Genomic DNA, 25981 nt, shown 5'->3' with positions numbered 1-25981 from the left:
CCAGCAAACGCATTAGTGCGTTCTCCCACTAAAACAAGGCGCAAATATGAAGGCGAAATGAAAAAAATCAACCTATTTTTTATAAAATCACAGGGAGTGATTGATTTAATAGGATTTTTTGTTCATCAATTATACAGCCTGCGGCAAGTACAGTTACGCCTGCATTAGCGGCAATCTGTACGCTTTCGGCATAAGTTGGATCAATATGCTTTGCAACTTGAACACTTTCAATAGCGGTATGTTGCACACAGAACAACAAGCTGGTCTTTATACCGCCTTGCGCTAGGCGAGCCAGTTCCAAACAGTGTTTTGCACCTCGCTGAGTTACCGCATCGGGAAAGTAGCCTTTATTATTTTCCGCTAAAGTGACGGATTTTACTTCCATGTATTCTGTAAGTTCTTGACTCTGCGCGTTTTCCCTTGTCAACGCGAAGTCGAATCGGCTGTTGGCAGTTGGCGGTGTTACTTCTGCTTTCCAACCGCCGATATCGGAAAATTCACCTAGCACCTTGTTATCTAGTGCTTCTGCCACCAACTTATTAGCATTGTGTGTGTTAATACCGATGAAGTGACCATTAAACGTTTGGGCTAGTTCCCATGTATACTTAAGCTTTCGCTTCGGGTTCGTCGACTCACTTAGAAAAACCGTGTATCCCGGTTCAGCGCAGCCGGTCATTGCGCCAGTATTTGGACAATGAGCAGTAACGATTGAACCGTCGTCTAGCTCAACGTCGGCAAGAAATCGCTTGTACCTTTTAATTAAGGTGCCGCGTAATAACGAAGGTGAAAACTTCATGTATCGCCTTTTTTATAAAAACTAGGTTCACCGCGTAGGCGTTTCCTGCCAGTACTCGTGTGCTATAGCATCGGATTTATGGGAAACGCGCTACATGTTCGCGGTATGCAGGCAAAAGAGAGTAGCAAAGATTTGAGCAAGCGCAAAAAGCGCTTATCGAAAATATAACGATGTATAAGGAATAAAACGCGATGGCAGAATTTACCGTAAGCCTTTCAACCAATAGTGCTGAAGCTGTATGGGGCGAAAGCGCTAAGCTTTCTTTCACTGAATCAGGCGCAGTTATTCACCTACCTGATGACAAGCTTAACGAGCGATTAATTCAGCAAGCAGCGAGAAAGTTAGATGGTCTAGGGCTGCCTGCCGTTACGCTGAAGGGTAATTGGCATAAAGAGCAACAGTGGGCCTTTGCACTTAGCTTTACACGTGCACTTAAGCCTGCCTCTATCCAATGGGCGGATACGGCTGACAAAGCCGCGTTAGAGCAGGAGTATGCGGCATTATTATTTACCCGTCAGCTGGTAAACGAAACGCCGGAAGACCTTAGCCCTGAGACATTAGCGACACGTGCTGCCCAGTGGCTTAAATCATTGGGTGGGGACAAAGTCTCTTACTCAATGACAGTAGGTGAAGGCCTTAAAGAGCAAGGCTGGATAGGTATTTATAACGTAGGTCGTGGTAGTGAACGCCCGCCTGCAATGTTAGTTCTTGATTACAATCCCACAGGCAACGCAGATGCTCCCGTCGATGCCGTGCTAGTAGGGAAAGGCATCACGTTCGACAGCGGCGGTTACAGCATTAAATCTAGCGAAGGCATGCTAGACATGAAATGTGACATGGGTGGCGCAGCGACTGTTACAGGGGCATTAGGGCTATCTATTTCTCAAGGCAGCGAAAAGCGTATTCAGCTTATTTTGTGCTGTGCAGAAAACCTAATTAGCGGTCACGCTTATAAGTTGGGTGATGTACTTACCTACAAAAATGGGGTAACCGTTGAAGTTGTTAATACCGATGCTGAAGGACGTTTAGTATTGGCTGATGGTTTGATGGCCGCCACGGAAACTGGCGCACCGCTTATTATCGATGCAGCAACGTTAACAGGTGCAGCAGTGGTTGCACTGGGTTCTGATTATCACGGCGTATTCTCGCTGGATGATAATGCGCGCGATCAAATGCTTAAAGCCGCAAAAGCAGAGAATGAACGCTTTTGGCCATTACCCCTTGAAGACTTTCACGCAGACCGTTGCCCTTCAGCGTTTGCTGACACGGCAAATAGCCGACCGATGAAAGGTGGCGGTGGCGGCGGTGCGTCAAACGCTGCGGGCTTCTTATCGCGCTTTGTTAAGCCTGAAGGCTGGGTGCATTTAGATTTGGCTGCGGCCTATCACGGTGGTGCAACCGCTGAAATGCCGGTAGGTGCTACAGCAAAAGGCATTCGTTCAATTGCCAGAATGCTGAAAGATTTCACTGCATAAATAAAAAAACAGGGGGGCTTCACAGGGTGTCGCCCCTTTTCGTTAGCTAGATCCCGCCCAAGCGTTCAGCGAGCTTCTTATAACGTTCAACGTCACCGCTATCAAAAAGTGGGTTACCGTCGGTATCTTTGTCTTTTGATACTAAAAGGCTTTCGCGCTCTAGACGCTCTACGCGTACTTCTTGCACACCCAGAAATGCTGCCACTTCTTTTACCGTCATCAAACTCATTACAATTTTTCCTATTGTGGTTGTTTTTGTTAGGTTTTAACCAGGCCTCTACTTTGGTCAAGGCTGTGTAATCTTGTCATTACATCAGAAGCGCTTTGTACAAGACATTACCTAAAAGGCGAATAAAAAACTAAACATCCAGCTTTGGTAAGCGGTCCTATTTACGCATTGCATAAACCAAATGCTAGATAAGGTTATCGTTGCTCCGCCTGTTGCATACTGCTTCCTATTGTTTTAGTTAAGCGCATTTTTACTATTTTTCGAGTCTTTTTTACCGATTCTTTTAACGTTCACTAAAGTTAGGTATGTGCTTTTTACTTAAAAATCGGGGTTAGATAGATATAAAGAGCAGCAGTCGAGTGTTAAAAGGTGTTTTTTACTCACTCTGCTTGGTTTACCATTGCGCGCCATAACCACCTATCTGCATGAATATTGGGTTATACTTTACAATTCACGCTATAAATAGGGCTTACGCTCTCAACCGGAGACAATAAAAAAATGGATACCTGGTCCGCTGCCGTTATGCTTTTTTTGATCATGGATCCGCTCGGTAATCTGCCGGTTTTTATGTCGGTACTTAAATCCATTGAACCTAAAAGACGGCAATTTATTCTTATACGAGAGCTATTGTTTGCGCTTGGTATTTTATTCCTGTTTCTGTTCAGCGGTCAGTCGGTTCTCAACTTTTTGAATGTAGAGCAAGAAACTGTGAGTATTGCCGGTGGCATCATTCTATTTCTCATCGCGCTTAAGATGATATTTCCGTCGTCTGGTAACCCTAGCGGACTTGCTGTAGGTGAAGAGCCTTTCTTGGTGCCTCTTGCTATTCCAATGATCGCAGGTCCATCAACGTTAGCTGCGTTGATTCTACTTGCTAATCAAGCACCGGATAGAATGGTGGATTGGTCACTAGCGCTTGCCGCTTCTTGGTCGATTAGCGCTGTCATCTTATTATTTTCAAACGTATTTCATAAAATCTTAGGGGAACGTGGCCTAGTTGCGATGGAGCGATTAATGGGTATGATCCTCGTTATGATCGCTATCCAAATGTTGTTAGATGGCGTTACCAAATATTTCATGCATGCCACTGGAGCCCTTTAAATGGCAAAGCAAAAACTTAATACCTTTGGGCGTGTCCGCGCCTTGGAAGGCTGGAAAGCCGTTGCATTCGGCGCTGCGTTACTTGAACGTATGTTGCCTAACTACACGCTGTTTTGTGAGCTTACAGAAAGTGGTGATGCGAATGCCTTACGCAACTGCTTAAACTTGGTCTGGGAAACACTTAAGTCTCCTAAAAGTAAATTTAATATTGCGGTACAGCTTGAAAAAGTAGAAGTTGCCACCCCGGATACAAGCGAACACGATAACTATGGCGTTTACCCTGCTATTGATGCAGCCATCGGATTAGCTGGCCTACTCAACCTAATAGCAGGTGATGACCCCCAAGGTGCTGTGGTAATCAGCAAACTATCTCAAGGTAGCGTTGAAGCTTATTTATTAGAAAGCGAAGAAGCTGATGATGAGACCGTGAAAGGTCATCCACTTATGGAATTTGAAGTAGAGGTACAAAACGAACTGCTCGATTACGTTGAGCAGGCTAAGTATCCTGCAAAGGCAGCAGACGAAATGAAAGCCCTCGCGCTGGAAGCGGGTATCTCAAACATAGGCCTTGAACTTTAAAATAGCTAGGCCGTGCACTCTAGGTAAGTTCACGGCTTTGCGCTACGCTAAGCGTACGTTCTATTAGCTCACTTCTATTAACATGTAGCGCAGTGCGCTGGTGTGTTTTTCCTTAATAACTTGCCAGTGGGTAGGTAACGTTGGTGTTGTGAGCGTACTCTCATGCTCTAAGTAAACTACGCTGCCGCTTTGCACTAGGTTATTTTCTGCAAGCGATATAAGCGAAGGTGCTACTAAATCTTTGCCGAACGGCGGATCAACGAATACTACATCGTAGGGTGATCCGTTGAGCCCCTTCAAGATGTTTAGCGCATTACCTTTATGGACATTGGCTGAACTTACTTTAAGTAAAGAAAGGTTACTTTCTAGCTGCGAAGCAGCCTGATTATCTAATTCAATAAAATCGCAATGCGCTGCATAGCGCGATAATGCTTCTAAGCCCAGTCCACCTGAGCCCGCAAATACATCTAGACAGCGTGCGTCATTAACATAAGGCATTAGCCAGTTAAATAAGGTCTCTTTATTCCTGTCGGTAGTGGGCCTTAACCCTTCTGCGTTCAATACAGGTAGCTTTCTACCGCGCCATTGACCACCAATAATACGTATTTGCCCCGTGCTATTTGCACGTTGGGCTCTTCCATTTTTTGGTGAATGAGGTTTTTTTGCAGAAGATGGTGCCCGAGTAGGGCGAGAAACTCGCTTCATAGTGGCTGACAATGGTATCATGCGTTCATACATTAGGCGGCAAGTGTAGCCGAAATTGCTAAGAATTTATAAGGATTTGTCCTAACGATGTCGAAACTTTTTGGCTGGTTCAGTAAGAACAAAAAAGCAGAGAAACAAAAAGCCCAAGCGGAAGAAGAGGCTCGCTTAAAGGCAGAAGCCGAAGCACAGGCGAAAGCGCAAGCGGAAGAAGAGGCTCGCGAAAAGGCGGAAGCTGAAGCACAGGCGAAAGCCCAAGCGGAAGAAGAAGCTCGCGTAAAGGCAGAAGCCGAAGCGCAGGCGAAAGCGCAAGCGGAAGAAGAGGCTCGCGCAAAGGCAGAAGCCGAAGCACAGGCGAAAGCCCAAGCGGAAGAAGAAGCTCGCTTAAAGGCAGAAGCTGAAGCACAGGCGAAAGCCCAAGCGGAAGAAGAGGCGCGCACAAAGGCAGAAGCTGAAGCACAGGCTAAAGCCCAAGCGGAAGAAGAGGCGCGCGCAAAGGCAGAAGCTGAAGCACAGGCTAAGGCCCAAGCGGAAGAAGAGGCTCGCGTAAAGGCAGAAGCCGAAGCACAGGCTAAAGCGCAAGCGGAAGAAGAGGCTCGCGCAAAGGCAGAAGCTGAAGCACAGGCTAAAGCCCAAGCGGAAGAAGAGGCGCGCGCAAAGGCAGAAGCTGAAGCACAGGCCAAAGCCCAAGCGGAAGAAGAGGCTCGCCTACAGGCAGAAGCCGAAGCACAGGCGAAAGCGCAGGCGGAAGAAGAAGCTCGCGTAAAGGCAGAAGCTGAAGCACAGGCCAAAGTCCAGGCGGAAGAAGAGGCTCGCGTAAAGGCAGAAGTCGAAGCACAGGCTAAAGCGCAAGCGGAAGAAAAGCCAAAAGAGAAAAAGTCACTATTCGCACGCTTAAAAGCAAGCCTATCTCGCACAAAAGAGAATTTGGGCAGCGGCATCGTTAGCCTATTTAAAGGCAAAACCATTGACGATGAGCTGTACGAGGATCTTGAAACACAGCTTTTAGTGGCCGACGTGGGCATGGATACCACTCAGAAAATTATTGACCACTTGACTGATAGTGCGTCTCGTAAAGATCTTAAAGACGCGGAAGCCTTGCTGGAGATCATGAAGCAGCAAATGTCGGGTATGCTGTCTGAAGTTAACCAACCGCTTTCTGAAGTCATGAAAGCGCACGATTCAAGTGAAGGCCCGTTTGTTATCTTAATGGTTGGCGTAAATGGTGTAGGTAAAACCACCACTATTGGTAAGTTGGCTAAGCAGTTCCAGCAAGAAGGTAAGAAAGTGATGCTTGCTGCGGGTGATACGTTTAGAGCTGCTGCCGTTGAACAGCTTCAAGTATGGGGCGAACGCAATGACATTCCCGTTATCGCACAGCACACAGGCGCGGACAGTGCCTCGGTACTTTACGATGCGCTAGAAGCGGCCAAATCGCGGGGCACAGATATTCTTATTGCTGACACCGCAGGGCGTTTGCAGAACAAGAATAACTTGATGGAAGAGCTTAAGAAAGTGGTTCGTGTTATGAAAAAGATCAACCCGAACGCGCCTCACGAAGTCATGCTTACATTAGACGCTGGAACTGGGCAAAACGCCATTAGCCAAGCTAAGTTATTTAACGAAGCCGTGGGCTTAACGGGTATCACCCTTACCAAATTAGACGGCACAGCAAAAGGCGGTGTTATATTCTCTATTGCCGATAAGTTCAAAATTCCTATAAGGTATATAGGTGTTGGCGAAAGCATTGATGATTTACGCCAGTTTGACGGACAAGAATTTATTGATGCGTTGTTTAGCGAAATGGACACACCTGAAAGCTAAAACCAGCAAAGCGGTAGGGAAAAATAATGATAAAGTTTGAGCAGGTAAGCAAAACCTATCCGGGCGGACAACGTGCGCTAAGCAAGGTGAATTTTCATATTGCGCCGGGTGAAATGGCCTTTTTAACAGGGCATTCTGGCGCAGGAAAAAGCACGCTACTTAAACTTATCAGCCTAATGGAGCGCCCAACAGTAGGGCGCGTTCTTATTAATGGCCACGACCTCAACGCCATTACCCGTCGAGACATCGCTTACATTCGACGCGATATCGGGATGATCTTCCAAAGTCACCAGCTGTTAATGGATAAATCGGTTTTTGACAACGTGGCGTTACCTCTTGTCATTGAAGGGTACACCCATAAAGAAATTCGCAAGCGTGTAGAAGCCGCCCTTGAAATGGTGGGGCTTAGAGACAAAGTCCGTTGCTTACCCATTACGTTATCTGGTGGTGAGCAACAACGGGTGGGTATTGCGCGAGCAGTGGTAAATAAACCTCCCTTACTGCTTGCCGATGAGCCAACCGGTAACCTCGACCCTAAACTTTCAATGGAAATTATCCGCTTGTTCGAAGATTTTAACCAAGCGGGAGTATCGGTGCTTATAGCAACTCACGACTTAGGGTTAATCGCTCGTATGCGCTATCGCACGCTCACTCTTAAAAACGGGCAAATGATTACTGATGGCCTAACCGACGATATAAGTGACGCGGGTTCAGGTAATGGCGAAGGAGAGTGGTCGTGAGCATTTTATTTAAAGGTCGCGCCCAAGGCGCATCTTCAGCAAAAGTAGGCATGGTACAAACTATTATCATGTTCTTTGTTAGCCATGTGCGACAAGCTTTGTCTAGCCTTGGTGAGCTATGGCGGCAGCCCCTAGCCTCGTTAATGACAATTGGCGTATTGGGTTTAAGTATAACTTTGCCAAGTACGCTATACATCATGGTAAAAAACACAGAGAAAATTACCGCAGGCTGGGATCAGGCATCAGAAATATCCCTTTTTCTAAAGCCTAGTATCAATGCGGCAAGCTCACAACAGCTGGTCGCCAGACTGAATACCTGGTCGGAAATAGACAGTGTAGTTTACATTCCTGCCGATGACGCACTTAAAGAGTTTCAGCACCTATCTGGGTTGGGCGATGCTATCGCATACTTGGAGAAAAACCCGCTACCGGATGTCGTACTGGTAACGCCTGGTGAAAAACACGCATCACCTACTGCTGCTAAAGCGCTGTTAGACAAGCTTCGTCAGCAGCGCGAGGTAGACATCGGAAAGCTTGATATCGAGTGGTTAGAACGTTTGTACGCGGTTATTGATATTGCAAGAGACTTAGTTACCTTAATTGGCCTGCTCTTGTTTATTGCTGTAGTGCTTATTATCGGTAACACTATCCGACTGAATATACTCAACAAATACGATGAAATTGTAGTAATGAAGCTGGTGGGAGCTACCGATGCGTTTATTCACCGCCCTTTTTTATACACAGGTTTTTGGTATGGCTTACTAGGCGGATTGATGGCGTGGTTTGCCGTAATTATTATTTTGTGGTGGATGGATAGCAGCATAACCACATTTGCTGCCATGTATCAGAAAGATTTTAATATTACAGGGCTAACCGGTTCAGCATTGCTAACCATGCTAGGGCTTTCAGTACTATTAGGCTTGCTCGGATCTCTAATCTCAGTGCAACGTCACGTAAAAGAGATCGAGCCTAAATAATTAAGCAGTAGCGCGCGGGTAGTGTGAAGAAATTGCACTGCGTACACCGTTGCCCCACGTAATAGCTTGGTTGTACAGCATGTGTAATTGCTTTTGGTCAATGTTCAGCAACTTTGCTTGCTTGATTACGTTCATCCAAAGTGCACTCTCGAAGGCGCGCACTAACGTCATGTAGTTGTTCATTTCCAGGTTTTTACCCAACAAGGCATCGTTCACCTCTTCAGACAGCGGAAGCTGTTTCACAATGTCTGTCATAGACTGGTCGAGTAAACCTTCAAGTAACGAAAATAGCCCAACTAAGAAAGATATGGGCGGGTTATTCTTTATGCCCCTGCGCTCGGCCAGTAAATCAAAAAACTTGGCGCGTACAAGCGACATATGAATGATTTCTAGGGGCTTTTCATCGCCTAAATTAGTCAGACTTAATAACGCGATAAATTTCTTAATTTCAACTTCACCCATGTAATTCAGGGCATGCTTCAACGATGTAATTTTGTAACGCTTATTGATGGTTGGGTTATTAATAAACTTTAGCAATAAGAAACTAAGCGTGGCGTCGCGTTCAATAATTTGGGTAATGCGCTCAACATCAAAGCTAGTACTTGAGCTCTCTCCCATCAAATCTACGATATTCATTTTAGAGGCTGGAAGCTGCTTAAGTATGCGCGCTTCAGGCTGTGAAAAGAAATAGCCTTGGAAGAAATCAAAGCCTAAGTCTACACAAGTAGAGAAGTTATCTTGGGTATCGACCTGCTCAGCAACAAGTTTCACGTTAGCATCATGATAGCGGGGGATGTGCTTTTCGATGGTTTCAAAGCGAGTTTTAGTGACATCTACTTTTACTATGTCGATAAGAGGGAAGACATCATGGGTTGCGCCTACCATCATAGGGTCGTCGATGGCGAGCTTAAAGCCAAGCTGTTTGATGTGCTGGCACGCTTCATACAGACCGTTAGTGTTATCGGTAGGGTCGGCAAGTTCAACAACGACCGACTCTGGATTGAGCGAAGTTGGAAAGCGCGAAATTATGGTATCAGATGAGAAAGTGATAAAGGATGTTTTCTCGCCGCTTATATCGTCAAGCCCAAGTGGATGAAAATGTTCAGAAATATACTTAGCTTTTTGGTCGCTATGTTCTGGGTATGCGCCTGATTTACCATCCCTGAACAAGAGTTCATAGGCAAATACGTTTTTGCTTTTGTCTAAAATAGGCTGGCGAGCTATGAACGCAAACATAAACTAATCCTGAGGCAACATGGTTTGACGAGGTTTTTATTGGTATCAAATGGGCTTAGAAAAAATTAAGCCCACACCCTAGTCTATGATATGTAGGTATAATCTAACAACAAATCAATGATTATTTTGAAAACCTATTCTTTTATTGAGCTCGTTAGTCATCTTTCAATGCTGAGTTATGAATGTGTTTTGCCCACTTTATTGCTTCATTGTAGTAGCTGTGTAATAGGCTTTGTTTCATTTCATATTTTGCCGCAAATTGTTTAACACCAGCCCATTTAGCTCGCTCAAAATATTGTACAAGCGTCAAGCAGTTACGCAGCATACCGGGAGTACCGCAAAGCGCGTCCTTAACATCATCACTGATTGGTACCTTGCTTACCAAATCATCAATACGTTGCTCCATCATGGCGTCAAGCAAAGACAATAGCCCAGTAAGGAAGCCTTTCAGTGGATTGTCAGACGTCTCAAGTTGGGTAAACACTAACTCACAAAATTTCGCACGAACCAGCGCCATCTGCATCAATTCGGTGGGTTGACCATCGCTTAAATTGGCAAGAGCAAGTAAAGATATAAATTTCTTCACTTCTACTTCACCCATAAAGGTTAGCGCATGCTTAAGTGACGTTATCTTATGGCGCTTATTCACCATCGGGTTATTGATAAAGCGCAGCAGCAAGTAGGTAAGCGATGGATCTCTTTCAATAATCTTATTCACATCATCGAAATTAAGCTTGGGTTGGCTGCTTAAGGTGAGCAACTCCATCATAGTTAAGCTGCTTGGCCCCAACTTCCTATGCCTAACAATTTCTGGTTTAGCTAGGAAATAGCCTTGGAAGTAATCAAAGCCCATGTCTTTGAATTTATGAAATTCTTCATAGGTTTCAATCTTTTCGGCTACTAATTTGATGCTGTTTGATTTGAAACGCGCTACCAAGGCGGGGATTTTATCGTGAGAAATTTCGGTGATATCAATTTTCACCACACTGGTGAATGGAATGAAGGCTTCCCATTTTCCCTTCATGTCATAATCGTCTAGGGCAATTGGGTAACCCAATCCTCGAATATGTTTACACGCCGCAACTAAGGCGTCATCTACCTCTACCGTTTCAACGATTTCAATTACAACTTTGTCAGCATCTAACGACGTGGGAAAGCGAAACATTAGCGTATCTCGATGAAAATTGATGAACGCTTTTTTGTCTCCGGTAATTTCTTCAATACCTAAACTTAAGTGAGTAGAGGTGAGAATTTTCGAGGTGGCCTCATCGGGGGGGATATCCGGAAAGCAATTTTCCTCGCCCACGCGAAAAAGCAGTTCGTAAGCGTAAACCTCTCGATTTACATCAAATATGGGTTGTCTAGCGACGTAAGCAAACATCGAGTTCCTCTTTGCTTTACTTGCCTTACTCCTTCCTTAAGTATTTCCCTTCCAGTTTTTTATTATTGTTGTCTGGAAAATGCCATGCAGCGGTCGTAGTGCAAAATCGATTAATACAATCTAATATTTTCAATTTCCGAACAGAAAAGCAAGGTTTAAAATACTAATATCACAAGGGTATGGTAGTACTGCATGAACTTGAAAAGCGCTAAGAGTGCAGGTTGCTAATATTTATGCTTTCGCTGAAGCAGGTAGCGTATAAACGTTAGAATTCATACCAGTGAGATTAGCTTTTAACTCTAGCTATGTAATTAAAGTATAATAGTGTTGTAGTTAAATGACCTACCCAACTACCACTAAGTGCAGGCCAGTCATTGAACGGGTGTGGCGTTAGTGGAGTATGAAGTCAAAAGAGCTAGCGCTCATAAGGAATGGTGAGAGGTTTTGACTGAAAGAGCGCTAAATGCATAGTTCTTTCTTGAAGTTGAACTTTTTTTCTTATTCTAGGTCTTGATATTGTAGAAATAGTCACTATACCTACATATTGGTTAGACTTCATATCTTAATGAGGTCTCGCGCAGCTTCAGTTACTTTGCTAATATGAAGCGGCAATAAATGAGGTGAACAATGAGCAACAATTTGCAATCTATGGCCCTGTCAGTGCCACACAGCGGTAGCATTGAAGGCTACATCCAAGCTGTAAGCAGCATTGATATGCTTAGCGCTGAGGAAGAGCGCGAGTTGGCAGTGCGCCTTCGCGAAGACGAAGACTTACAAGCCGCTCGTAAGCTAGTAATGTCACACCTTCGTTTTGTAGTGCACATTGCAAAATCTTACTCAGGTTATGGCTTACCACAAGCCGACTTAATTCAAGAAGGTAATATCGGTCTAATGAAAGCAGTTAAGCGTTTCGACCCAACCGTGGGCGTGCGTTTGGTTTCTTTCGCGGTACATTGGATCAAAGCTGAAATTCATGAGTTTGTACTTAAAAACTGGAGAATAGTTAAAGTTGCGACAACTAAAGCGCAGCGTAAACTGTTTTTTAACCTTCGTAAGGCGAAAAAGCGTCTTGGTTGGTTTACCCATGCTGAAGTGCAAACGGTGGCGGACGAATTGGGCGTGAGTACAAAAGAGGTGCTTCAGATGGAAGCGCGTATGAGTTCTCAAGACCAAGCGTTCGACTTAACTGCGGATGAAGATGAAACAGGCAATTTCGCACCAGTTCAATATCTAGAAGATAAATCATCAGATGTTGAAACTGACGTGATTAACAATGACTGGGATACAGCGGCGAGCAAGCGTTTGTATTCAGCAATTAAAACGCTAGATGAGCGTAGCCAAGACATTATCGAAACCCGTTGGTTAGCAGACAACAAGATTACGCTGCAAGATTTAGCTGATAAGTATCAGGTATCTGCAGAACGTGTTCGTCAAATTGAAAAGAACGCGATGAAAAAACTTCAAGCTGCTATGGTCGCGTAGTACGCGCACAACACAGCTTATACAAAACTTAACGTTGAAAAAAGCGCCTTAAAGGCGCTTTTTTTTATGTGTAGAGTTTCATTGTAATGACGGCTCTTAGAAAAGGGTGAAGAGTATCTTTCAATTCACCGTTGAAGCAGTCATGTATGTATCGATATGTTGGGAATTACATGTAAGCAACTAGGCGTTAAACCTAATGCTACTCTTCTTCGTTTTTTGAAGGGGGAAGAACGTAGAAGACACCCTCAAATTCCGCTACCGGTGTATCGCCGTCTAAAATAGCCACGCTCAATTCAAAACGTGCTTTGTTGTCGCTTTCAAGGGGCTTGAACTTACCCGATAGGGTTTCAATATTACAGATGGCCCTTGGCTTCATAGTGATCGGCTTGTGGTAGTGGATATCACCATCGCCCAATACAATATCACCGTCTAAACCACGCTCTTTAAGCTGCAAGTAAATCATGCCCCAGCCGGTCAGTGTAGCTAAAGAAAAAATACTGCCCGCAAACATGGTGCCGTGAATATTAATATTTTTATTCAGTGAGGCGCGGGTTTCCAGAGTACGCCCGGTATACTGATATAGTTTGATACCCATGTGTTCGGTAATAGGTATAGTCTCTGACCACGTTTCCTGCAGCGATTTACACCATTTAGGGTGTAGTATTAAGGAATTGTTTTCGGTGAATTTTTTAACCATTTGCTGGCGTTTAAGCATGCCTAGTTCATTAGGGGCTTCACGCTCAATCTCAAAACCGCAGGCACTAAAAAAGTCGATAGATATTTCGCGGCTATTTGTCACTGCGCGCTCAGCACCCAAGTCTTTGGCAACGTTTTCCAGCGCTGCCATTATCATCTGACCTAAGCCTTTACGTTGATGGTCCTGATGTACCGCGATATGACGGATTTGTGCTTCCTCAGCGGTGTTTAAATGAACACGGCCACAGGCTACAATTTCGTTCTTACGGTTGGTAATAATCCGATGCTCGGCGACCTGTTCATATTCGTCTTTCTCAGAGCCAGGAGGGAAATTCCATGGTTGGCGCAAGTGCTCCCATCGAAAATGAAAATAGGCTTCAAATTCGGCGTCGCTTTTAGGCGTAACTACCTTGTACACAATAAACCGACCTTCTTAAATGAGTGAAGGAGTATTTAAACGTAAGAACCCATGAGGTACAAGTTTAATTATGTAAGCAAACTTGGAATGCCGAAGAAGTACACAGTCACCAGTAAACCGAAGGACCCAATAGTTACGGACTAAACAGCAAGGAATGCCCGAATTGCTTTCGCATAGCTGGAAAAAGAAAGGTTTAGCCGCCTAGTGCAGCGAGACGCGCCCCTTTGAGCTCTTAGACACTAAACTGAAAAGTAACAGGCCCGTCATTAATAAGGCCAACCTGCATGTCTGCACCGAACTCGCCTGTGGCTACTTTCATGCCTTTATTTTTAAGGGCCTGCACAAATTGTTCATAGATAGCTTGGCCATGCTCTGGGGATGCTCCGCGAGAGAAGCCTGGACGATTCCCTTTTTGAGTGTCTGCAACAAGCGTGAACTGAGATACCACCAGTATTTCGCCATCGACTTGCTCAATATTTAAATTCATTTTGCCATCTTCGTCGCTAAACATGCGATACCGACAGAGTTTATTCGCCAGCTTCTCTATTTGCGCTTCGCTGTCTTCTTTTTCAACACCTAACAGCACCAACATGCCTTTGCCAATCTCACCAATAACGTTACCGTCTACAGTTACATTAGCTTCTGATACCCGTTGGATAAGTCCTATCACTTAGATGACTCCTGAATAAAACGTGACATGTCGCGAGTAGCGCGGCAAAGGGCATAACCTATACTGGGTTCGGATGTGCTGTGCCCCGCATCTGGGATGATTTGTAACTGGCTCTGAGGCCATGCTTTGTGAAGTGCTTCAGCGGCTTCGGTTTTACAAATCATATCGTAGCGACCATGAACAATAGTGCCCGGAATATGACTTATTTTGTCAATGTTTTCAAGAATGTAGTTTTCATCTAAAAAGCATTTGTTAGAAAGGAAGTGGCACTCCAACGTTGCCAGGCAAGTGACCAGTTGCATGGGGTAATTGTCAGTGGAATCACCTACGCCGGGGGGTAAAGTAATGCGCGACAATCGCTCTTCCCACTGATACCAGCGCTTTAATGCTGCGTGACGCAGTACATCATTGCTAGAGCGTACCATAGCGCTATAAAAACTGCAGACTGCGCTTGAGGTCACCGGTGTAGGCACATCCTTGGTGAATTTGCGGTAGTACTCAGGAAATAACTGAGCAGCGCATCCATTTGGCGATAAAAACCAATCTCTGTCTTCTTGCCGGGCTAAAAATACGCCGCGAAGAATGAGACCTGTTACTCGCGGGGTATACTTGAGCGCATAAAGTAAGGCGAGCGTAGAGCCCCATGAGCCCGCCGAATAGTAAAAATTTTGGTATAGAAAGGTGAGTTCGTAGTGCTTCTATATCTTCAACGTTAGACCAAGTGTCGTTGTTTAATGTATCGGCGAGTGGGGTAGAGCGGCCGCAACCACGTTGCTCATAACCTATAATGCGATACTTGTTGCTATCAAAAAAGCATTTGTAGTTAGGGGGTAAGCCTGCGCCAGGCCCGCCGTGAATAAAAAGCACGGGGATACCGTTTGGATTGCCACTTTGCTCGAAGTAAAGCGAATGCCCACTTCCCACTTCGATAAATCCGTTTTCATAGTAGGTAACATCGGGGTAAAGTCGTTTCATTTTGTTTCTGCGCGTTGTGTGAGTGCCTGTTTTAGTTTAGTTTATTGTTATACAAACGTTTGCGTGCTGACTGCTTCAACGCCGTTTTTGCTTTTAAATTAAGTAATAAACGTTAAGTCTATACTATAGAACAAGTGTCATTACGTGCTAGCTAATCATATTATAGTCATAAATGCGAGGATGTTTATATGGCAGGTCAAGGATCGGGCGGTAACGTAATCGCCGCAATTTGTAACTTCTTTATTCCTGGGTTAGGTCACCTGGTACAAGGAAGAATTTTAGGTGCATTGTTCTTTTTCATCACAGTAGGCGTATGTTATGCCTTAGCTGCAACTGTGGTACTAGCCATTGTCTTTTGGCCTTTAGGCGCCCTTTTGCATTTGATTTGTATTATAAGCGCAGCACGTTTTAGAGGTGGAGTAACCGCATGAAGTTAATCGCATCAGCATTTGTTGCTATGCTTGCCCTTAGCGGGTGCCAGTCTGCATATTACGCAGCATGGGAAAAGGTCGGCGTTGAAAAGCGCGATATCTTAGTTGACCGCGTTGAAAACGCAAAAGAATCACAGGAAGACGCACAAGAGCAGTTTAACTCTGCGTTAGAAGCATTCAGTGCTGCTGTTGCGTTCGATGGTGGAGAGCTAGAAGACGTTTACAATCGCTTAAATGGTCAGTACGAAGACAGCGTTGCCGCTTCAGAAGAAGTGAGTTCACGCATCGATAAAGTGGAAAGCGTTGCTGAAGCTTTATTTGATGAGTGGGCAGAAGAGCTTGAAAAGTATGAGAATGCGTCGTTGAAACGGGATAGCGCGGCGAAGCTTCGCGAAACCAAGCGTCGCTATTCTTCATTAATGACAGCAATGCGCAAAGCAGAAAGCAAAATGCCGCCAGTGTTAAGTGCACTTCAAGATAATGTGTTGTACTTGAAGCACAACTTAAATGCCAGCGCCATTGGCGCACTGCAGGGCGAACTTTCTACTATTGAAAACAATGTTGCTCAGCTTATCAGACAAATGAATTCAGCTATCGCTGAGTCTGACGCTTTTATATCTTCGATGAAAAACTAGCCGTTAGTTAGGCATTAATTATAAAGAAGGGAGCTTATAGCTCCCTTCTTTCGTTTTATGCATTTTTTGAAAGCCGAGGCGTAAGGTTAATCATAATTACGCCTGTCTATACATTAGGTTGGCTACTCCTTTGGAACTTTGCGCGGCTCGTTCTCTGCTTTACGATTTTCAAAAGCTTCGCCTAAACTGCACGTGAATTCTGCACCGAACAGCACGATTATCCACGACAAATACACCCATAAAAAGAGGATAGGTACCACCGCAAGGGCGCCATAAATTAACTCGTATGAAGGAAAGTTTGTTACATACAATGCAAAGCCTGATTTAGTAATTTCAAAAGCTATAGTGGCAACAATCGCGCCTATGAATGCATGGCGGGCAAACACTCTTCTATTTGGCACTACCATGTACAAAATAGTGAATGCGAGCATGGCAGCACCGCTTGGCACAAGGCTGAGTAAGAAGGTTCCCAATCCAGGCGTGTACTCTTCGGTAAAAGCAGCAAGGCCAGTTAAATAGGAACTTACTACTACGCTAGAGCCAATAAGCATAGGCCCTAGAGTGATCACCATCCAATAGATAGCAAAAGTGTACACTATGGGTCTGTCACTTTGCGTGCGCCAAATTCTATTCAGGGTTTTATCTACGTTTGATATGAGCATTAGCGCTACGACCAGCAGTGACAAAATACCAATAGCGCTCATTTGCGAGGCGTTGCCAACAAAATCGGTCATGTATTTATGCACCACATCGCTGGCGGTAGGCACAAAGTTGCTGAAAACAAAATGCTCAAGTTTACTTCTTACTGAAGCGAAGGCAGGAAAGGCCGACATTATGGTAAAGGTCACCATAATAAAGGGTACTAAAGATAACAAAGTTACATAAGCCAAGTGCCCAGCAGAAATAGTAATATTGTCTTCTCTACAGCGCTTTATAAAGATGCTGAAGAGCTCTCTTAGTTGAGGGGTAACATTGTTATATAAGGTTTTAACCTTGTCTAAATCCACTCGACTTCTCCTGGCGATACCCTCTGGCAGATAAACAGCGTGATCTTTTGATGGGAGACCTTACGGTATCAATAGTTCAATTCATATTGCAGCAAATGGTAACTGGCGTAGGCGTCAGTGGCAAAAGGTTAATGCAATCTTTATACAACAAAGGCGCATGAATGCGCCTTTAGTCATCTAACTGTATAACTTTGTTAAAGCTATACGAAATCAGTCGCCGGAGCGCACCCCCAGCATATGACAGATTGCATAGCTTAGTTCACTACGGTTGAGAGTATAGAAGTGAAAGTGCTTCACCCCTTCTTTTGCAAGAACTTTCACTTGGTCCATGGCAATGTTAGCGCCTATTAGGTTACGAGTGGCTTGATCATCTGCATCAAGACCGTCGAACATCTTGTGTAACCATCCCGGTACGTGAACATCTGTAAAGCCTGCAAACCTTACTAACGTTTGGTAGTTAGTCACGGGTAAAATGCCTGGCACTATGTCTAAGTCTACACCTGCGGCGGCTGCACGGTCTCTAAATCGCAGATAAACACTGGTGTCGAAAAAGAACTGGGTTATCGCTTCGGTAGCGCCAGCTTCTGCTTTGCGTTTAAGGTTTAGCAAGTCGAACTGCGCATTTGGCGCTTCAGGGTGTTTTTCCGGGTAGGCGGCAACTGAAATATCGAAATCGGCAACGTCTTTTAATAAGGCAACTAGGTCAGAGGCATACATCTCTGTTTTGTCTACCCCTTTAGGCAAATCGCCACGAAGTGCAACAATACGGCGAATGCCGGAATCCCAGTAGTCTTTTGCAATTTGCTTTAATTCATCACGGCTTGCGTCGACACAGGTTAAGTGAGGAACGGCAGCAACGCCTGTTTGCTGTTGAATACGTTTTACCACATCGTGGGTTCTGTCACGCTCACCGCTATTGGCGCCGTAAGTAACCGACATGTAGCTTGGCTTTAACGGTGCTAGGCGTTCAACCGACTTCCACAGGGTTTGCTCCATGGCTTCCGTTTTAGGCGGAAAGAATTCAAAAGATACATCAATATCACGCAGCTCCGACAGGGACTGGTTTAATGCATCGATACCTTGTGCGTAAGAAACCATGGTTTATACTCTCAAAAATGTAATCTTATAGACGTTTAGACGTCTAAATTAAAGAATATATGTCTAGACGTCAAGAGGTTTACACTGCTCAATTGACCTTTTCGTGAACTTGTTTAGAATTTCTCTTCATAATATAAAAAGAGTAGACCGAGTTAGTACAATGGCAGAATGGAACGGTAAATATATTCACCCCTACGCAGAGCATGGGAAAAAGAGCGAGCAGGTAAAGAAAGTCACTGTTTCTATACCTATTAATGTGCTTAAAGCACTTACTGATGAGCGTACCCGCCGCCAAATCAATAATTTGCGCCACGCCACTAATTCGGAACTATTGTGTGAAGCGTTTTTACACGCGTTTACCGGGCAACCTTTGCCTAACGACGATGACCTGCGTAAAGACAATCCTAATCGCGTGCCGGCTGAAGCTAGGCGTATTATGGAAGAAATGGGCATTGACCCAAGCTTCGAAAATGATGTGTCTGAAGACGACTGATATTTAGTATTAAAGAGAAACGGCGCTGTGTTGTAAGGCTTTACTAGTTGATAGCCTACAACACAGCGCCGTTTTTTATGTACTTGTATTCTTTAAGCGCACTTTTAAGCAAATATTGATCGAGCGTTAACACAACCTTTTTTAGCCTTGTGCGCCAGAACTTTATTTTTCTGGGCTTTCAGGTACTCGTGCAACACCCGACTCAATAGCCGCCTTAGATACCGCGGTAGCTATACGCTCGCACAGACGTGGGTCCATAGGTTTAGGAATAATATACTCCTTACCAAATGTTAGGCTGTCACTTTTACTCGCTGCCAATACTTCCTGTGGTACAGGTTCTTTCGTAATAGCACGAAGAGCTTCAACTGCCGCCACTTTCATCTCATCATTAATGGCTGTTGCGCGAACATCTAAAGCACCGCGGAAAATAAACGGAAAGCACAGCACGTTGTTCACCTGATTAGGATAGTCTGAGCGGCCAGTAGCCATAATTAGGTCTTTACGCACTTCGTGAGCAAGCTCAGGCTTTATCTCAGGATCTGGGTTAGAACATGCAAATACGATTGGGTTTTCAGCCATCAAAGAAAGTGCTTCTGGTGGCAAAACATCAGGGCCTGACACACCAACAAAGATATCTGCATCTTCCATTACATCTTCAAGGGTGCGTTTATCAGTATTGTTAGCAAACAGCTTCTTGTGCTCAGTTAAATCTTCGCGACGAGTGTGGATAACGCCTTTTCTATCTAACATGTAGATACGCTCACGCTGGGCACCACACTTAATCAGTAGCTCCATACAGGCAACCGCTGCTGCTCCGGCACCCATACAAACAATTTTAGCGTTCTCTATATTTTTGCCCTGAATTTCTAAAGCGTTAAGCATACCTGCGGCGGTTACAATAGCGGTACCGTGTTGATCATCATGGAATACTGGGATTTTACAGCGCTTAATGAGTTCTTGCTCAATTTCAAAGCACTCCGGCGCTTTGATATCTTCTAGGTTAATACCACCAAACGTATCAGCAATATTGGCTACAGTATTGATGAACTCTTCGGTCGTACGATGTTTCACTTCAATATCAATGGCATCTAAACCAGCAAAGCGTTTAAACAGAAGTGCTTTACCTTCCATTACTGGCTTTGAAGCTAATGGGCCTAAATTACCTAAGCCTAAAATCGCAGTTCCGTTACTGATAACAGCGACCAAGTTACCTTTGCCCGTATACTTGTAAGCGTTATCTGCATCCTCGGCGATTTCTCTCACCGGCTCGGCAACGCCCGGGCTGTAGGCAAGAGCAAGGTCGTCGACGCTATCGGCTGGCTTAGATAGCTCTACGCGAATTTTTCCAGGTGTGGGTTTGGCGTGATAGTCGAGTGCGCGTTGTCTAAAATCTGACATGTAAAAAGGTATCCTTAGATGTAGGGTTCATCGGTATTTTTGTTCACGCTCTGTAGCTATTTTATTATCGTTGTAGTTATAGATAGATAAACATAAGCGCGTTACAACTAACTAATGACAAAAGTGATTATAAATAGTTGTTAGCACCAGTGTGGTACGTTGGAAACTGCAGACCTAGCGTTAACTCTTCCTGATTTCCCTCACATATCGCTGTTGATATTAGGTCTAACATTTAGACCTGAATTTATATCCAAAAGCGCCACAAGCCTTAGCAGTAAAGCATTATTCATAAAATTAATGCTCACTATCAAGGTGCCGATCGCAACTCTAACACAGCCAATCACTGTGTACATATCTGATCAGAATTCTCATTTACCAATGTAGGTTAGGCATACTAATTAGACCAGTAAAATAAGTCTATAATTGTCATTCATAAAATTTATTTTGAAGTCTCATTTCATTTTGAAGGTGTATTATAGGCGCGGGTGCTAAGATGCTTATCGATTTATACTCGAGAAAACAGCTTTGGATAATATTTCACAAAGATAGACCTCTTTATTTTCACTATTGTTTTTCTGATAAAATACAATAAATGGCCTCTCAAGCTAGCTTTGAAGACAAAGAATATGACAGAAAGAAAACTGATTGCGGTGCTAACTGATGTGTGTGAAAACGTAAAATCTGACGATAATGGTTTCGTATGGCTTACGCATTTAGGACCTTGGAAAGCGCCGAAAGTTATTGCCGTATTTAATACGGAGCAAGAGAAGCAGCAAGCATTGATTAACGGTTGGGATATGGACTTCATAAACCAGGTGAATATAGCCCTAGAATCTATAAAGTCTATTCCAGCTGGAATGTATTTCGACAGTGAGGAATCGTGTAAAAAACAAAGTAGAGGGGACTGGGATAAACACTTGTCAGGAGTCGAAAAACTTCATTAATTATAATGAGTGTTTTGATCTTAAGTGTGAGCGTTATTGATATGATCAATTAGCGTTGATTAGAGGTGCTTGCATAAGTGGGAGCTATTCAATGTTAGTTTACTAACGTGAATAGTTTTCTCTGGACAATAAAAAAGCGCCATGAAGGCGCTTTTTTCGAACTCGATATCAGGCTTACTTTTTGCCCAATGCACCGAAACGCTTCTTGAAGCGATCAACACGACCACCAGTATCAACGTTACGTTGCTTACCAGTGTAGAATGGGTGACATGAAGAACATACGTCTAGGTTAATGTCTTTACCAAGCGTAGAACGAATCTTCATTACGTTACCACATGAGCAAGTAGCTGTGATTTCTTCGTATTTAGGGTGGATATCTTGTTTCATTGGGTTACCTCAAATAATAAGGCCGTATCGCTATACAACCCGAAGTCGCACACCATACGTTACTTAGTTCAAATGATAAGTCGTTCAAAGAACAACCCATCGCAAAAAGAGCGGCGCATAATATAGGATGGATGTGGCATGATCAAGTGGTTTTTGCCCAATTGTTAAACAAAGCAGCTTGGCAAGAAGGCTACCCAAGACAGCTAAACAAAAAAACATTCCTTTTATGCTTACCAGTAAAATATGTTTAAATATTTATCTTTCAAGGCTAGGCCCATTAGCGTCAATAGTAAAATTGTGCGCTATAGCAAAATGTGTAGCTAACTGTTAGCAGCGCAAACTGCCGTAATATATGGGTCTGCAAGTAGCTTCAGTATTATTAGTTTCAATATAAGAAGCTTAGTAAGCGCATTACGCGCTGTAACAGCCATCAAATAAGGTAGAACGTTCGCAATGGCCTTTATCCAAGTTGCCGTGCCAGTGCCACTGCGCCAACTTTTCACATATACCCACAACAACGCACTCCGTGCGGGTGTAAGAGTGGTTGTGCCTTTTGGCCCCCGCAAATTGGTGGGTGTGGTCATTGAAACCCTCCAAAAACCTGAAAGTGAAATTGACAACGTCGACAAGTTAAAAGCTATCGAGTCGGTACTTGACGATAGCCCCATTATAGATGATGTGTTGCTGAAAATGGCACAGTGGCTGTGGCAGTATTATCACCATGCGCCGGGTGAAGTACTGCACGCCATGTTGCCTGTTTTATTACGCAAAGGCGAGTCGGCCGCGCCCACACCACAAGATATGCTAATGCTTACCGAAGAAGGTAGGCAAACGGCTGCAGACACGTTATCGCGGGCGCCTAAACAACAAGCCTGTTTTACTGCGCTGGCTGGTGGAGCTTTATTAGCCTCCCAAACGCGAAAGCAGTATGGTGCACCTGCGGTCAAAGCGTTGGTTGAAAAGTCACTAGCATGTATCGAAGAAATAGCTCCTGAATTTAAGCCGGGCAGTTGGCTTGCCTCGTTATCGCTTTCTGAAAAGCCAACTCCAGACACTGAACAGTCGGTTGCCATTGCTGCGCTTAATCGTCAGCAAGGTAACTTCGCGGTAAGTTTACTTGAAGGGGTTACCGGTAGCGGTAAAACGGAAGTGTACCTTCAAGCCATTGAACCCTTACTGCGCGAAGGAAAACAGGTGCTTATTCTTGTACCAGAAATTGGGCTTACACCGCAAACCGTGTCACGCTTTGAGAAGCGCTTTGGCATTGCGGTGGGCGTTTTGCATTCTCAGATTTCTGATAAAGAACGTTTACATGTTTGGCAGCGTGCAAAAGCCGGTGAACTCGGCATTATCATTGGTACTCGTTCGGCTATTTTCACGCCGCTGCATAATCCCGGCATGTTGATTGTAGATGAAGAACACGACGAGTCTTTTAAACAGCAGGATGGGTTGCGCTACCACGCTCGTGACTTAGCGGCCATGCGTGCCAAGCAGCACAATATTCCTCTTTTACTAGGCAGCGCCACACCCGCGCTTGAAACACTCAATAATGCACTAAACGGCCGCTATGCTCATTTACAGCTAACTAAGCGAGCAGGGGGGGCGAAAAGCACACATCAGCATGTGCTGGACGCACGCGACCAACCTATTCATTACGGTATTTCACAAGGCCTGTTAACGATAATGCGTCAGCACATTAACGCAGGAAATCAGGTGTTGGTGTTTGTAAACCGAAGAGGTTATGCGCCAGCGCTACTTTGTCATCACTGCGGTGAGACCGCAATGTGTAAGCGTTGTGATCGCCCTTATACCGTGCACAAAGCCCAAAACCGGTTACAGTGCCACCACTGCGGTGGCATGCGTTCAATGCCATCAAACTGCGAAGCGTGCCATCACAATGAATTAGTTACCGCAGGTACGGGGACAGAGCAAGTTGAGCAAGGGCTAGCAAGCTTATTTCCCGGCGTTAAACAGGTAAGAATAGACAGCGATACTGTGCGGGGTAAAGACAAGCTTCACCAAACCCTTGATGCTATTAATCGCCAAGAGTACCAGTTGCTAGTAGGTACACAGATACTGTCAAAAGGTCACCATTTCCCTCATGTAACATTAGTTGCTGTGCTAGATTGTGATGGTGCACTTTTTAGTGCCGATTTTAGAGCGCCAGAAAAGCTCGCCCAGCTTGTGACACAGCTTGCTGGAAGAGCAGGGCGCGCAAGTAAACCCGGTGAAATGTGGCTTCAAACCCATAATCCTCATCACCCTTTACTACAAGATTTAGTGCACAATGGCTATGGGCATTTCGCGCGACACGCTTTAATGGAGCGTAAGGCAGCAGGGTTACCCCCTTTTATTAGCCAGTTTGTTATTCGCGCAGAGGCTACCGATAGCAGTTTAGCTTATCGCTTCCTACAGGAAAGTAAGCAGGTGTTTAATCAACAACACGCCATTGATATAAACGGACCGTTTCCTTGTTTAATTGAAAAGCGGCAAGGCAGGTTTCGGTTTATGCTGGTATGCAGCCATGAAAAGCGTGCGCCGCTTCACAATGCGCTGCGTTTGGCGCTGCCATTTTTACAGGCGTTACCACAGGCTATGAAGGTAAGGTGGTCGATTGATATCGATCCTACCGATTTCAGTTAGCTTGTTAGGTAGCAATACGTTAAAATTTTAACAAGATTGAAGAGGCTGAAACACCAGCCCTTCTAATAGACTTGGTATATGACGTTTTCTTACGCATACAAACAACGATAACAAGTAGGAATATTGCCGACTATGGCTCAACGCGATTATGTCTCTCGTGGACGCTCTCCTCAAAAAAAGAAGCCCGCTGGTAAAGGTAGAAAGCCAGCCACAAATACGCGATCAAACGCACAAGCTAACGCCCCAGTTTCTGGGAAGCTTCCTATCGTGCGTCTTATAGGCATTTTCGCTTTAGTGATTGGCTTCGGTGTATTTTTATGGTCGATAAAAGACAATGTAGAGGATGACGTAGATACTCAAGCTTCACGACCTGTTGCCCCAACAGAAGAGTCTTTACCTGAGCTGCCTGAAGAAGAGTGGGAGTACATTAAGACCCTGCCAGGGTATGAAGTAGAAGTTGAAGTAAGAGAGCAGGAAAAGTCTGACAAACGCTATCTTATGCAGTGCGCCTCATTTAGAACCCGCGCCCAGGCTGAAGAGATGAAAGCCAAAATTGCATTCCAAGGTTTAGAAGCTCTTATCAGACACAGCACCGGCAGCAACGGCGATTGGTTCCGCGTTATTCTTGGCCCATATGAATCTAAGCGCGATGCGGAAAAAGCCAAGCACAGCCTGCGTAAGGTGAACATTGCCACATGCCAAATTTGGTACTGGAATTTGTAGCAGTTCATTGTAGGTGACACTTAATGCGCTGCATAGCGCGTAGCGGAAGTATGTATTTACAAGGAAGTATCAATGGGTTTTGCCATCACCGAACAACCAGATTACGCCGCTTATAGCATAGAAGAGCTTGAAGACGTTCTGGAAAATGTCGATAAGCAGGCCTTTCCAGAGCGCTATCAGGCAGCGAAGAACGAGCTCGATTCTAGGCGAGCTACGCTGTCATTTGATGATGATGCGGATAGCGCCGGTCAAGACGAGCATTTTACTCGGCCTAAATGGTCTGAGCTTCATCCATTAACACGCATCATCCATGGTACTTTTTTTGTACTTATTGGCGCAATGTGCATAGCGGCTTTCACTGATTTTATCGTGATTAATGCATGGCTAAATAATTCAACATGGGCCATTTTTCTCCTCACTTTTGTCTACAGCGTCTTTTATTACCTGTCTATCTCCCTCGATAAGCGACACGCGCAGTTTGTGACTAAAGATTTGCGTGGAAAAATGACGTTACTTGGTATGCCGCTATTAGCCTTTTTCTTATGTTTTAGTTTCGTTGATGTGGCATTACCCTACACAATTCATTTAGCGTCCGATAAACAAGAGACCGAACGAAAATTTGCTTATGAAAAAGGAAGCGGCTCTAAACGCTGTCGACATCCCCTTTTGCTGAAAGAGAGCGGGACTTTGTCCGATGGGCGCTTATGCTTAGGGGAAAGCGAGCACAAACGCTTACCGAACAAAGGATGGGTGTATGTAAAAGGTTATGAAAGTAGTTTTGGTTTTGACATTGAAGGATACCGATTTCGCTAAGCCCAAATAGTAGGAACCTCTGAGCGCACATTCTTTTGTCTCACCCTTGAAATTAAAATGCCTTCCCCCACTTATTTGTTATTGAATTATTACGCTGCTGCCTTAGTTCCGCGAAAAAGGTACATATT

25 protein-coding genes and 1 pseudogene are annotated in these 25981 nt (G+C 44.6%); 14 read left to right on the top strand and 12 right to left on the bottom strand.

From position 1 onward, the window contains the following. Window positions 1-79 precede the first annotated feature (79 nt). Window positions 80-796 (bottom strand): DNA/RNA nuclease SfsA, encoded by a 717-nt coding sequence (gene sfsA / locus ACYX4W_RS01475; RefSeq protein WP_476074480.1) that lies wholly within the window; start codon window positions 794-796, stop codon window positions 80-82. 191 nt (window positions 797-987) lie between these two features. Between sfsA and pepB the strand changes: the two genes are divergently transcribed. Further along, window positions 988-2271, top strand: coding sequence for an aminopeptidase PepB (gene pepB / locus ACYX4W_RS01470; RefSeq protein ID WP_476074479.1), 1284 nt, complete (start codon window positions 988-990; stop codon window positions 2269-2271). Window positions 2272-2317: 46 nt separating this feature from the next. Here the strand turns inward: pepB and ACYX4W_RS01465 are convergent, their stop codons facing one another. Further along, on the bottom strand, window positions 2318-2500 hold the full coding sequence (locus ACYX4W_RS01465) for a helix-turn-helix domain-containing protein (RefSeq protein ID WP_118491748.1): 183 nt from the start codon (window positions 2498-2500) through the stop codon (window positions 2318-2320). Window positions 2501-2998: 498 nt separating this feature from the next. On the opposite strand from ACYX4W_RS01465, the gene ACYX4W_RS01460 reads away from it, so the two are divergent. Both ACYX4W_RS01460 and ACYX4W_RS01455 read left to right on the top strand, forming a co-directional pair. Further along, window positions 2999-3601: a YhgN family NAAT transporter gene (locus ACYX4W_RS01460; protein WP_118491750.1), complete on the top strand. Its 603-nt coding sequence runs from the start codon at window positions 2999-3001 to the stop codon at window positions 3599-3601. Continuing rightward, a complete protein-coding gene (locus tag ACYX4W_RS01455) occupies window positions 3602-4180 on the top strand; it encodes a YjaG family protein (protein ID WP_118491752.1) in 579 nt (192 codons plus the stop codon). Window positions 4181-4243: 63 nt separating this feature from the next. Here the strand turns inward: ACYX4W_RS01455 and rsmD are convergent, their stop codons facing one another. After that, the gene (gene rsmD, locus ACYX4W_RS01450) at window positions 4244-4906 is read right to left on the bottom strand and encodes a 16S rRNA (guanine(966)-N(2))-methyltransferase RsmD (RefSeq protein WP_474804286.1); all 663 of its coding nucleotides are present in this window, start codon (window positions 4904-4906) and stop codon (window positions 4244-4246) included. 66 nt (window positions 4907-4972) lie between these two features. Here rsmD and ftsY point away from each other — a divergent pair, with 66 nt between their 5' ends. The 3 genes from ftsY to ftsX are packed head-to-tail and all read left to right on the top strand — an operon-like array spanning window position 4973 to window position 8423. Continuing rightward, on the top strand, window positions 4973-6706 hold the full coding sequence (gene ftsY / locus ACYX4W_RS01445) for a signal recognition particle-docking protein FtsY (protein WP_476074478.1): 1734 nt from the start codon (window positions 4973-4975) through the stop codon (window positions 6704-6706). Between the two features lie 26 nt (window positions 6707-6732). Then, on the top strand, window positions 6733-7446 hold the full coding sequence (ftsE, locus tag ACYX4W_RS01440; protein ID WP_476074477.1) for a cell division ATP-binding protein FtsE: 714 nt from the start codon (window positions 6733-6735) through the stop codon (window positions 7444-7446). After that, entirely contained in the window at window positions 7443-8423 is a 981-nt protein-coding gene (ftsX, locus tag ACYX4W_RS01435) for a permease-like cell division protein FtsX (protein ID WP_474856483.1), read from the top strand. Before ftsE ends, ftsX begins: the two co-directional genes overlap by 4 nt. Here the strand turns inward: ftsX and ACYX4W_RS01430 are convergent, their stop codons facing one another. Beyond that, window positions 8424-9659, bottom strand: a complete 1236-nt coding sequence (locus tag ACYX4W_RS01430; protein ID WP_476074476.1) for an EAL and HDOD domain-containing protein — start codon at window positions 9657-9659, stop codon at window positions 8424-8426. It abuts the gene before it with no gap. A gap of 154 nt (window positions 9660-9813) precedes the next feature. After that, window positions 9814-11040 carry an EAL and HDOD domain-containing protein gene (locus ACYX4W_RS01425; RefSeq protein WP_476055640.1) on the bottom strand — a complete coding sequence of 409 codons (1227 nt, stop codon included), beginning with the start codon at window positions 11038-11040 and terminating at the stop codon, window positions 9814-9816. A gap of 627 nt (window positions 11041-11667) precedes the next feature. Between ACYX4W_RS01425 and rpoH the strand changes: the two genes are divergently transcribed. Continuing rightward, window positions 11668-12522, top strand: a complete 855-nt coding sequence (gene rpoH, locus ACYX4W_RS01420) for an RNA polymerase sigma factor RpoH (RefSeq protein ID WP_179984771.1) — start codon at window positions 11668-11670, stop codon at window positions 12520-12522. 199 nt (window positions 12523-12721) lie between these two features. Here the strand turns inward: rpoH and ACYX4W_RS01415 are convergent, their stop codons facing one another. The 3 genes and pseudogenes from ACYX4W_RS01415 to pip form a co-directional block, all read right to left on the bottom strand. After that, the gene (locus ACYX4W_RS01415) at window positions 12722-13636 is read right to left on the bottom strand and encodes a bifunctional GNAT family N-acetyltransferase/hotdog fold thioesterase (protein WP_474804303.1); all 915 of its coding nucleotides are present in this window, start codon (window positions 13634-13636) and stop codon (window positions 12722-12724) included. A 232-nt stretch (window positions 13637-13868) separates the two neighbouring features. Beyond that, on the bottom strand, window positions 13869-14306 hold the full coding sequence (gene dtd, locus ACYX4W_RS01410; RefSeq protein WP_474804305.1) for a D-aminoacyl-tRNA deacylase: 438 nt from the start codon (window positions 14304-14306) through the stop codon (window positions 13869-13871). Continuing rightward, window positions 14303-15281: pseudogene (pip, locus tag ACYX4W_RS01405) on the bottom strand (prolyl aminopeptidase). Before pip ends, dtd begins: the two are co-directional and overlap by 4 nt. Before the next feature lie 188 nt (window positions 15282-15469). Here pip and ACYX4W_RS01400 point away from each other — a divergent pair. Next, on the top strand, window positions 15470-15712 hold the full coding sequence (locus ACYX4W_RS01400) for a hypothetical protein (protein ID WP_025257569.1): 243 nt from the start codon (window positions 15470-15472) through the stop codon (window positions 15710-15712). Beyond that, window positions 15709-16347, top strand: a complete 639-nt coding sequence (locus tag ACYX4W_RS01395; protein ID WP_179984767.1) for a DUF2959 domain-containing protein — start codon at window positions 15709-15711, stop codon at window positions 16345-16347. The genes ACYX4W_RS01400 and ACYX4W_RS01395 overlap by 4 nt, the downstream gene beginning before the upstream one ends. A 122-nt stretch (window positions 16348-16469) precedes the next feature. Here the strand turns inward: ACYX4W_RS01395 and ACYX4W_RS01390 are convergent, their stop codons facing one another. Both ACYX4W_RS01390 and metF read right to left on the bottom strand, forming a co-directional pair. Further along, window positions 16470-17354, bottom strand: coding sequence for a virulence factor BrkB family protein (locus ACYX4W_RS01390; RefSeq protein WP_179984766.1), 885 nt, complete (start codon window positions 17352-17354; stop codon window positions 16470-16472). Between the two features lie 210 nt (window positions 17355-17564). After that, complete coding sequence (gene metF, locus ACYX4W_RS01385) at window positions 17565-18452, bottom strand: methylenetetrahydrofolate reductase (RefSeq protein ID WP_269918543.1); 888 nt, start codon at window positions 18450-18452, stop codon at window positions 17565-17567. 160 nt (window positions 18453-18612) lie between these two features. Between metF and metJ the strand changes: the two genes are divergently transcribed. Continuing rightward, window positions 18613-18945: a met regulon transcriptional regulator MetJ gene (gene metJ, locus ACYX4W_RS01380; RefSeq protein WP_014950979.1), complete on the top strand. Its 333-nt coding sequence runs from the start codon at window positions 18613-18615 to the stop codon at window positions 18943-18945. Between the two features lie 162 nt (window positions 18946-19107). Here the strand turns inward: metJ and ACYX4W_RS01375 are convergent, their stop codons facing one another. Beyond that, window positions 19108-20343: a malic enzyme-like NAD(P)-binding protein gene (locus ACYX4W_RS01375; RefSeq protein WP_476074475.1), complete on the bottom strand. Its 1236-nt coding sequence runs from the start codon at window positions 20341-20343 to the stop codon at window positions 19108-19110. Between the two features lie 626 nt (window positions 20344-20969). Between ACYX4W_RS01375 and ACYX4W_RS01370 the strand changes: the two genes are divergently transcribed. Then, window positions 20970-21287, top strand: a complete 318-nt coding sequence (locus ACYX4W_RS01370; protein WP_476074474.1) for a hypothetical protein — start codon at window positions 20970-20972, stop codon at window positions 21285-21287. 174 nt (window positions 21288-21461) lie between these two features. On the opposite strand, the gene rpmE is transcribed toward ACYX4W_RS01370, so the two are convergent. Further along, entirely contained in the window at window positions 21462-21674 is a 213-nt protein-coding gene (gene rpmE, locus ACYX4W_RS01365; protein ID WP_012519872.1) for a 50S ribosomal protein L31, read from the bottom strand. A 453-nt stretch (window positions 21675-22127) separates the two neighbouring features. Between rpmE and priA the strand changes: the two genes are divergently transcribed. From priA to ACYX4W_RS01350, 3 genes are all read left to right on the top strand, one after another. Further along, window positions 22128-24317, top strand: a complete 2190-nt coding sequence (gene priA / locus ACYX4W_RS01360) for a primosomal protein N' (RefSeq protein WP_476074473.1) — start codon at window positions 22128-22130, stop codon at window positions 24315-24317. Between the two features lie 132 nt (window positions 24318-24449). Further along, window positions 24450-25040: an SPOR domain-containing protein gene (locus ACYX4W_RS01355; RefSeq protein WP_474804324.1), complete on the top strand. Its 591-nt coding sequence runs from the start codon at window positions 24450-24452 to the stop codon at window positions 25038-25040. Window positions 25041-25112: 72 nt separating this feature from the next. Continuing rightward, a complete protein-coding gene (locus tag ACYX4W_RS01350) occupies window positions 25113-25853 on the top strand; it encodes a hypothetical protein (protein ID WP_476074472.1) in 741 nt (246 codons plus the stop codon). The last annotated feature ends 128 nt before the right edge of the window (window positions 25854-25981 follow it).

The organism is Alteromonas sp. ABH4_454, assembly GCF_056311775.1.
The sequence above is the reverse complement of the archived record's forward strand: the minus strand, read 5'-3'. Positions and strand labels throughout refer to the sequence as shown.

Excerpts from the sequence above, each read along its gene's own strand:
- sfsA (WP_476074480.1), bottom strand. The coding sequence starts at position 796 with ATGAAGTTTTCACCTTCGTTATTACGCGGCACCTTAATTAAAAGGTAC.
- pepB (WP_476074479.1), top strand. The coding sequence starts at position 988 with ATGGCAGAATTTACCGTAAGCCTTTCAACCAATAGTGCTGAAGCTGTA.
- metJ (WP_014950979.1), top strand. The coding sequence starts at position 18,613 with ATGGCAGAATGGAACGGTAAATATATTCACCCCTACGCAGAGCATGGG.
- rpoH (WP_179984771.1), top strand. The coding sequence starts at position 11,668 with ATGAGCAACAATTTGCAATCTATGGCCCTGTCAGTGCCACACAGCGGT.
- ACYX4W_RS01460 (WP_118491750.1), top strand. The coding sequence starts at position 2,999 with ATGGATACCTGGTCCGCTGCCGTTATGCTTTTTTTGATCATGGATCCG.
- ACYX4W_RS01400 (WP_025257569.1), top strand. The coding sequence starts at position 15,470 with ATGGCAGGTCAAGGATCGGGCGGTAACGTAATCGCCGCAATTTGTAAC.
- ACYX4W_RS01465 (WP_118491748.1), bottom strand. The coding sequence starts at position 2,500 with ATGAGTTTGATGACGGTAAAAGAAGTGGCAGCATTTCTGGGTGTGCAA.
- ACYX4W_RS01370 (WP_476074474.1), top strand. The coding sequence starts at position 20,970 with ATGACAGAAAGAAAACTGATTGCGGTGCTAACTGATGTGTGTGAAAAC.
- metF (WP_269918543.1), bottom strand. The coding sequence starts at position 18,452 with ATGGTTTCTTACGCACAAGGTATCGATGCATTAAACCAGTCCCTGTCG.
- ACYX4W_RS01455 (WP_118491752.1), top strand. The coding sequence starts at position 3,602 with ATGGCAAAGCAAAAACTTAATACCTTTGGGCGTGTCCGCGCCTTGGAA.
- ACYX4W_RS01425 (WP_476055640.1), bottom strand. The coding sequence starts at position 11,040 with ATGTTTGCTTACGTCGCTAGACAACCCATATTTGATGTAAATCGAGAG.
- rpmE (WP_012519872.1), bottom strand. The coding sequence starts at position 21,674 with ATGAAACAAGATATCCACCCTAAATACGAAGAAATCACAGCTACTTGC.
- priA (WP_476074473.1), top strand. The coding sequence starts at position 22,128 with ATGGCCTTTATCCAAGTTGCCGTGCCAGTGCCACTGCGCCAACTTTTC.
- ACYX4W_RS01375 (WP_476074475.1), bottom strand. The coding sequence starts at position 20,343 with ATGTCAGATTTTAGACAACGCGCACTCGACTATCACGCCAAACCCACA.
- ACYX4W_RS01355 (WP_474804324.1), top strand. The coding sequence starts at position 24,450 with ATGGCTCAACGCGATTATGTCTCTCGTGGACGCTCTCCTCAAAAAAAG.
- ftsY (WP_476074478.1), top strand. The coding sequence starts at position 4,973 with ATGTCGAAACTTTTTGGCTGGTTCAGTAAGAACAAAAAAGCAGAGAAA.
- ACYX4W_RS01350 (WP_476074472.1), top strand. The coding sequence starts at position 25,113 with ATGGGTTTTGCCATCACCGAACAACCAGATTACGCCGCTTATAGCATA.
- rsmD (WP_474804286.1), bottom strand. The coding sequence starts at position 4,906 with ATGATACCATTGTCAGCCACTATGAAGCGAGTTTCTCGCCCTACTCGG.
- ACYX4W_RS01395 (WP_179984767.1), top strand. The coding sequence starts at position 15,709 with ATGAAGTTAATCGCATCAGCATTTGTTGCTATGCTTGCCCTTAGCGGG.
- ftsE (WP_476074477.1), top strand. The coding sequence starts at position 6,733 with ATGATAAAGTTTGAGCAGGTAAGCAAAACCTATCCGGGCGGACAACGT.
- ACYX4W_RS01430 (WP_476074476.1), bottom strand. The coding sequence starts at position 9,659 with ATGTTTGCGTTCATAGCTCGCCAGCCTATTTTAGACAAAAGCAAAAAC.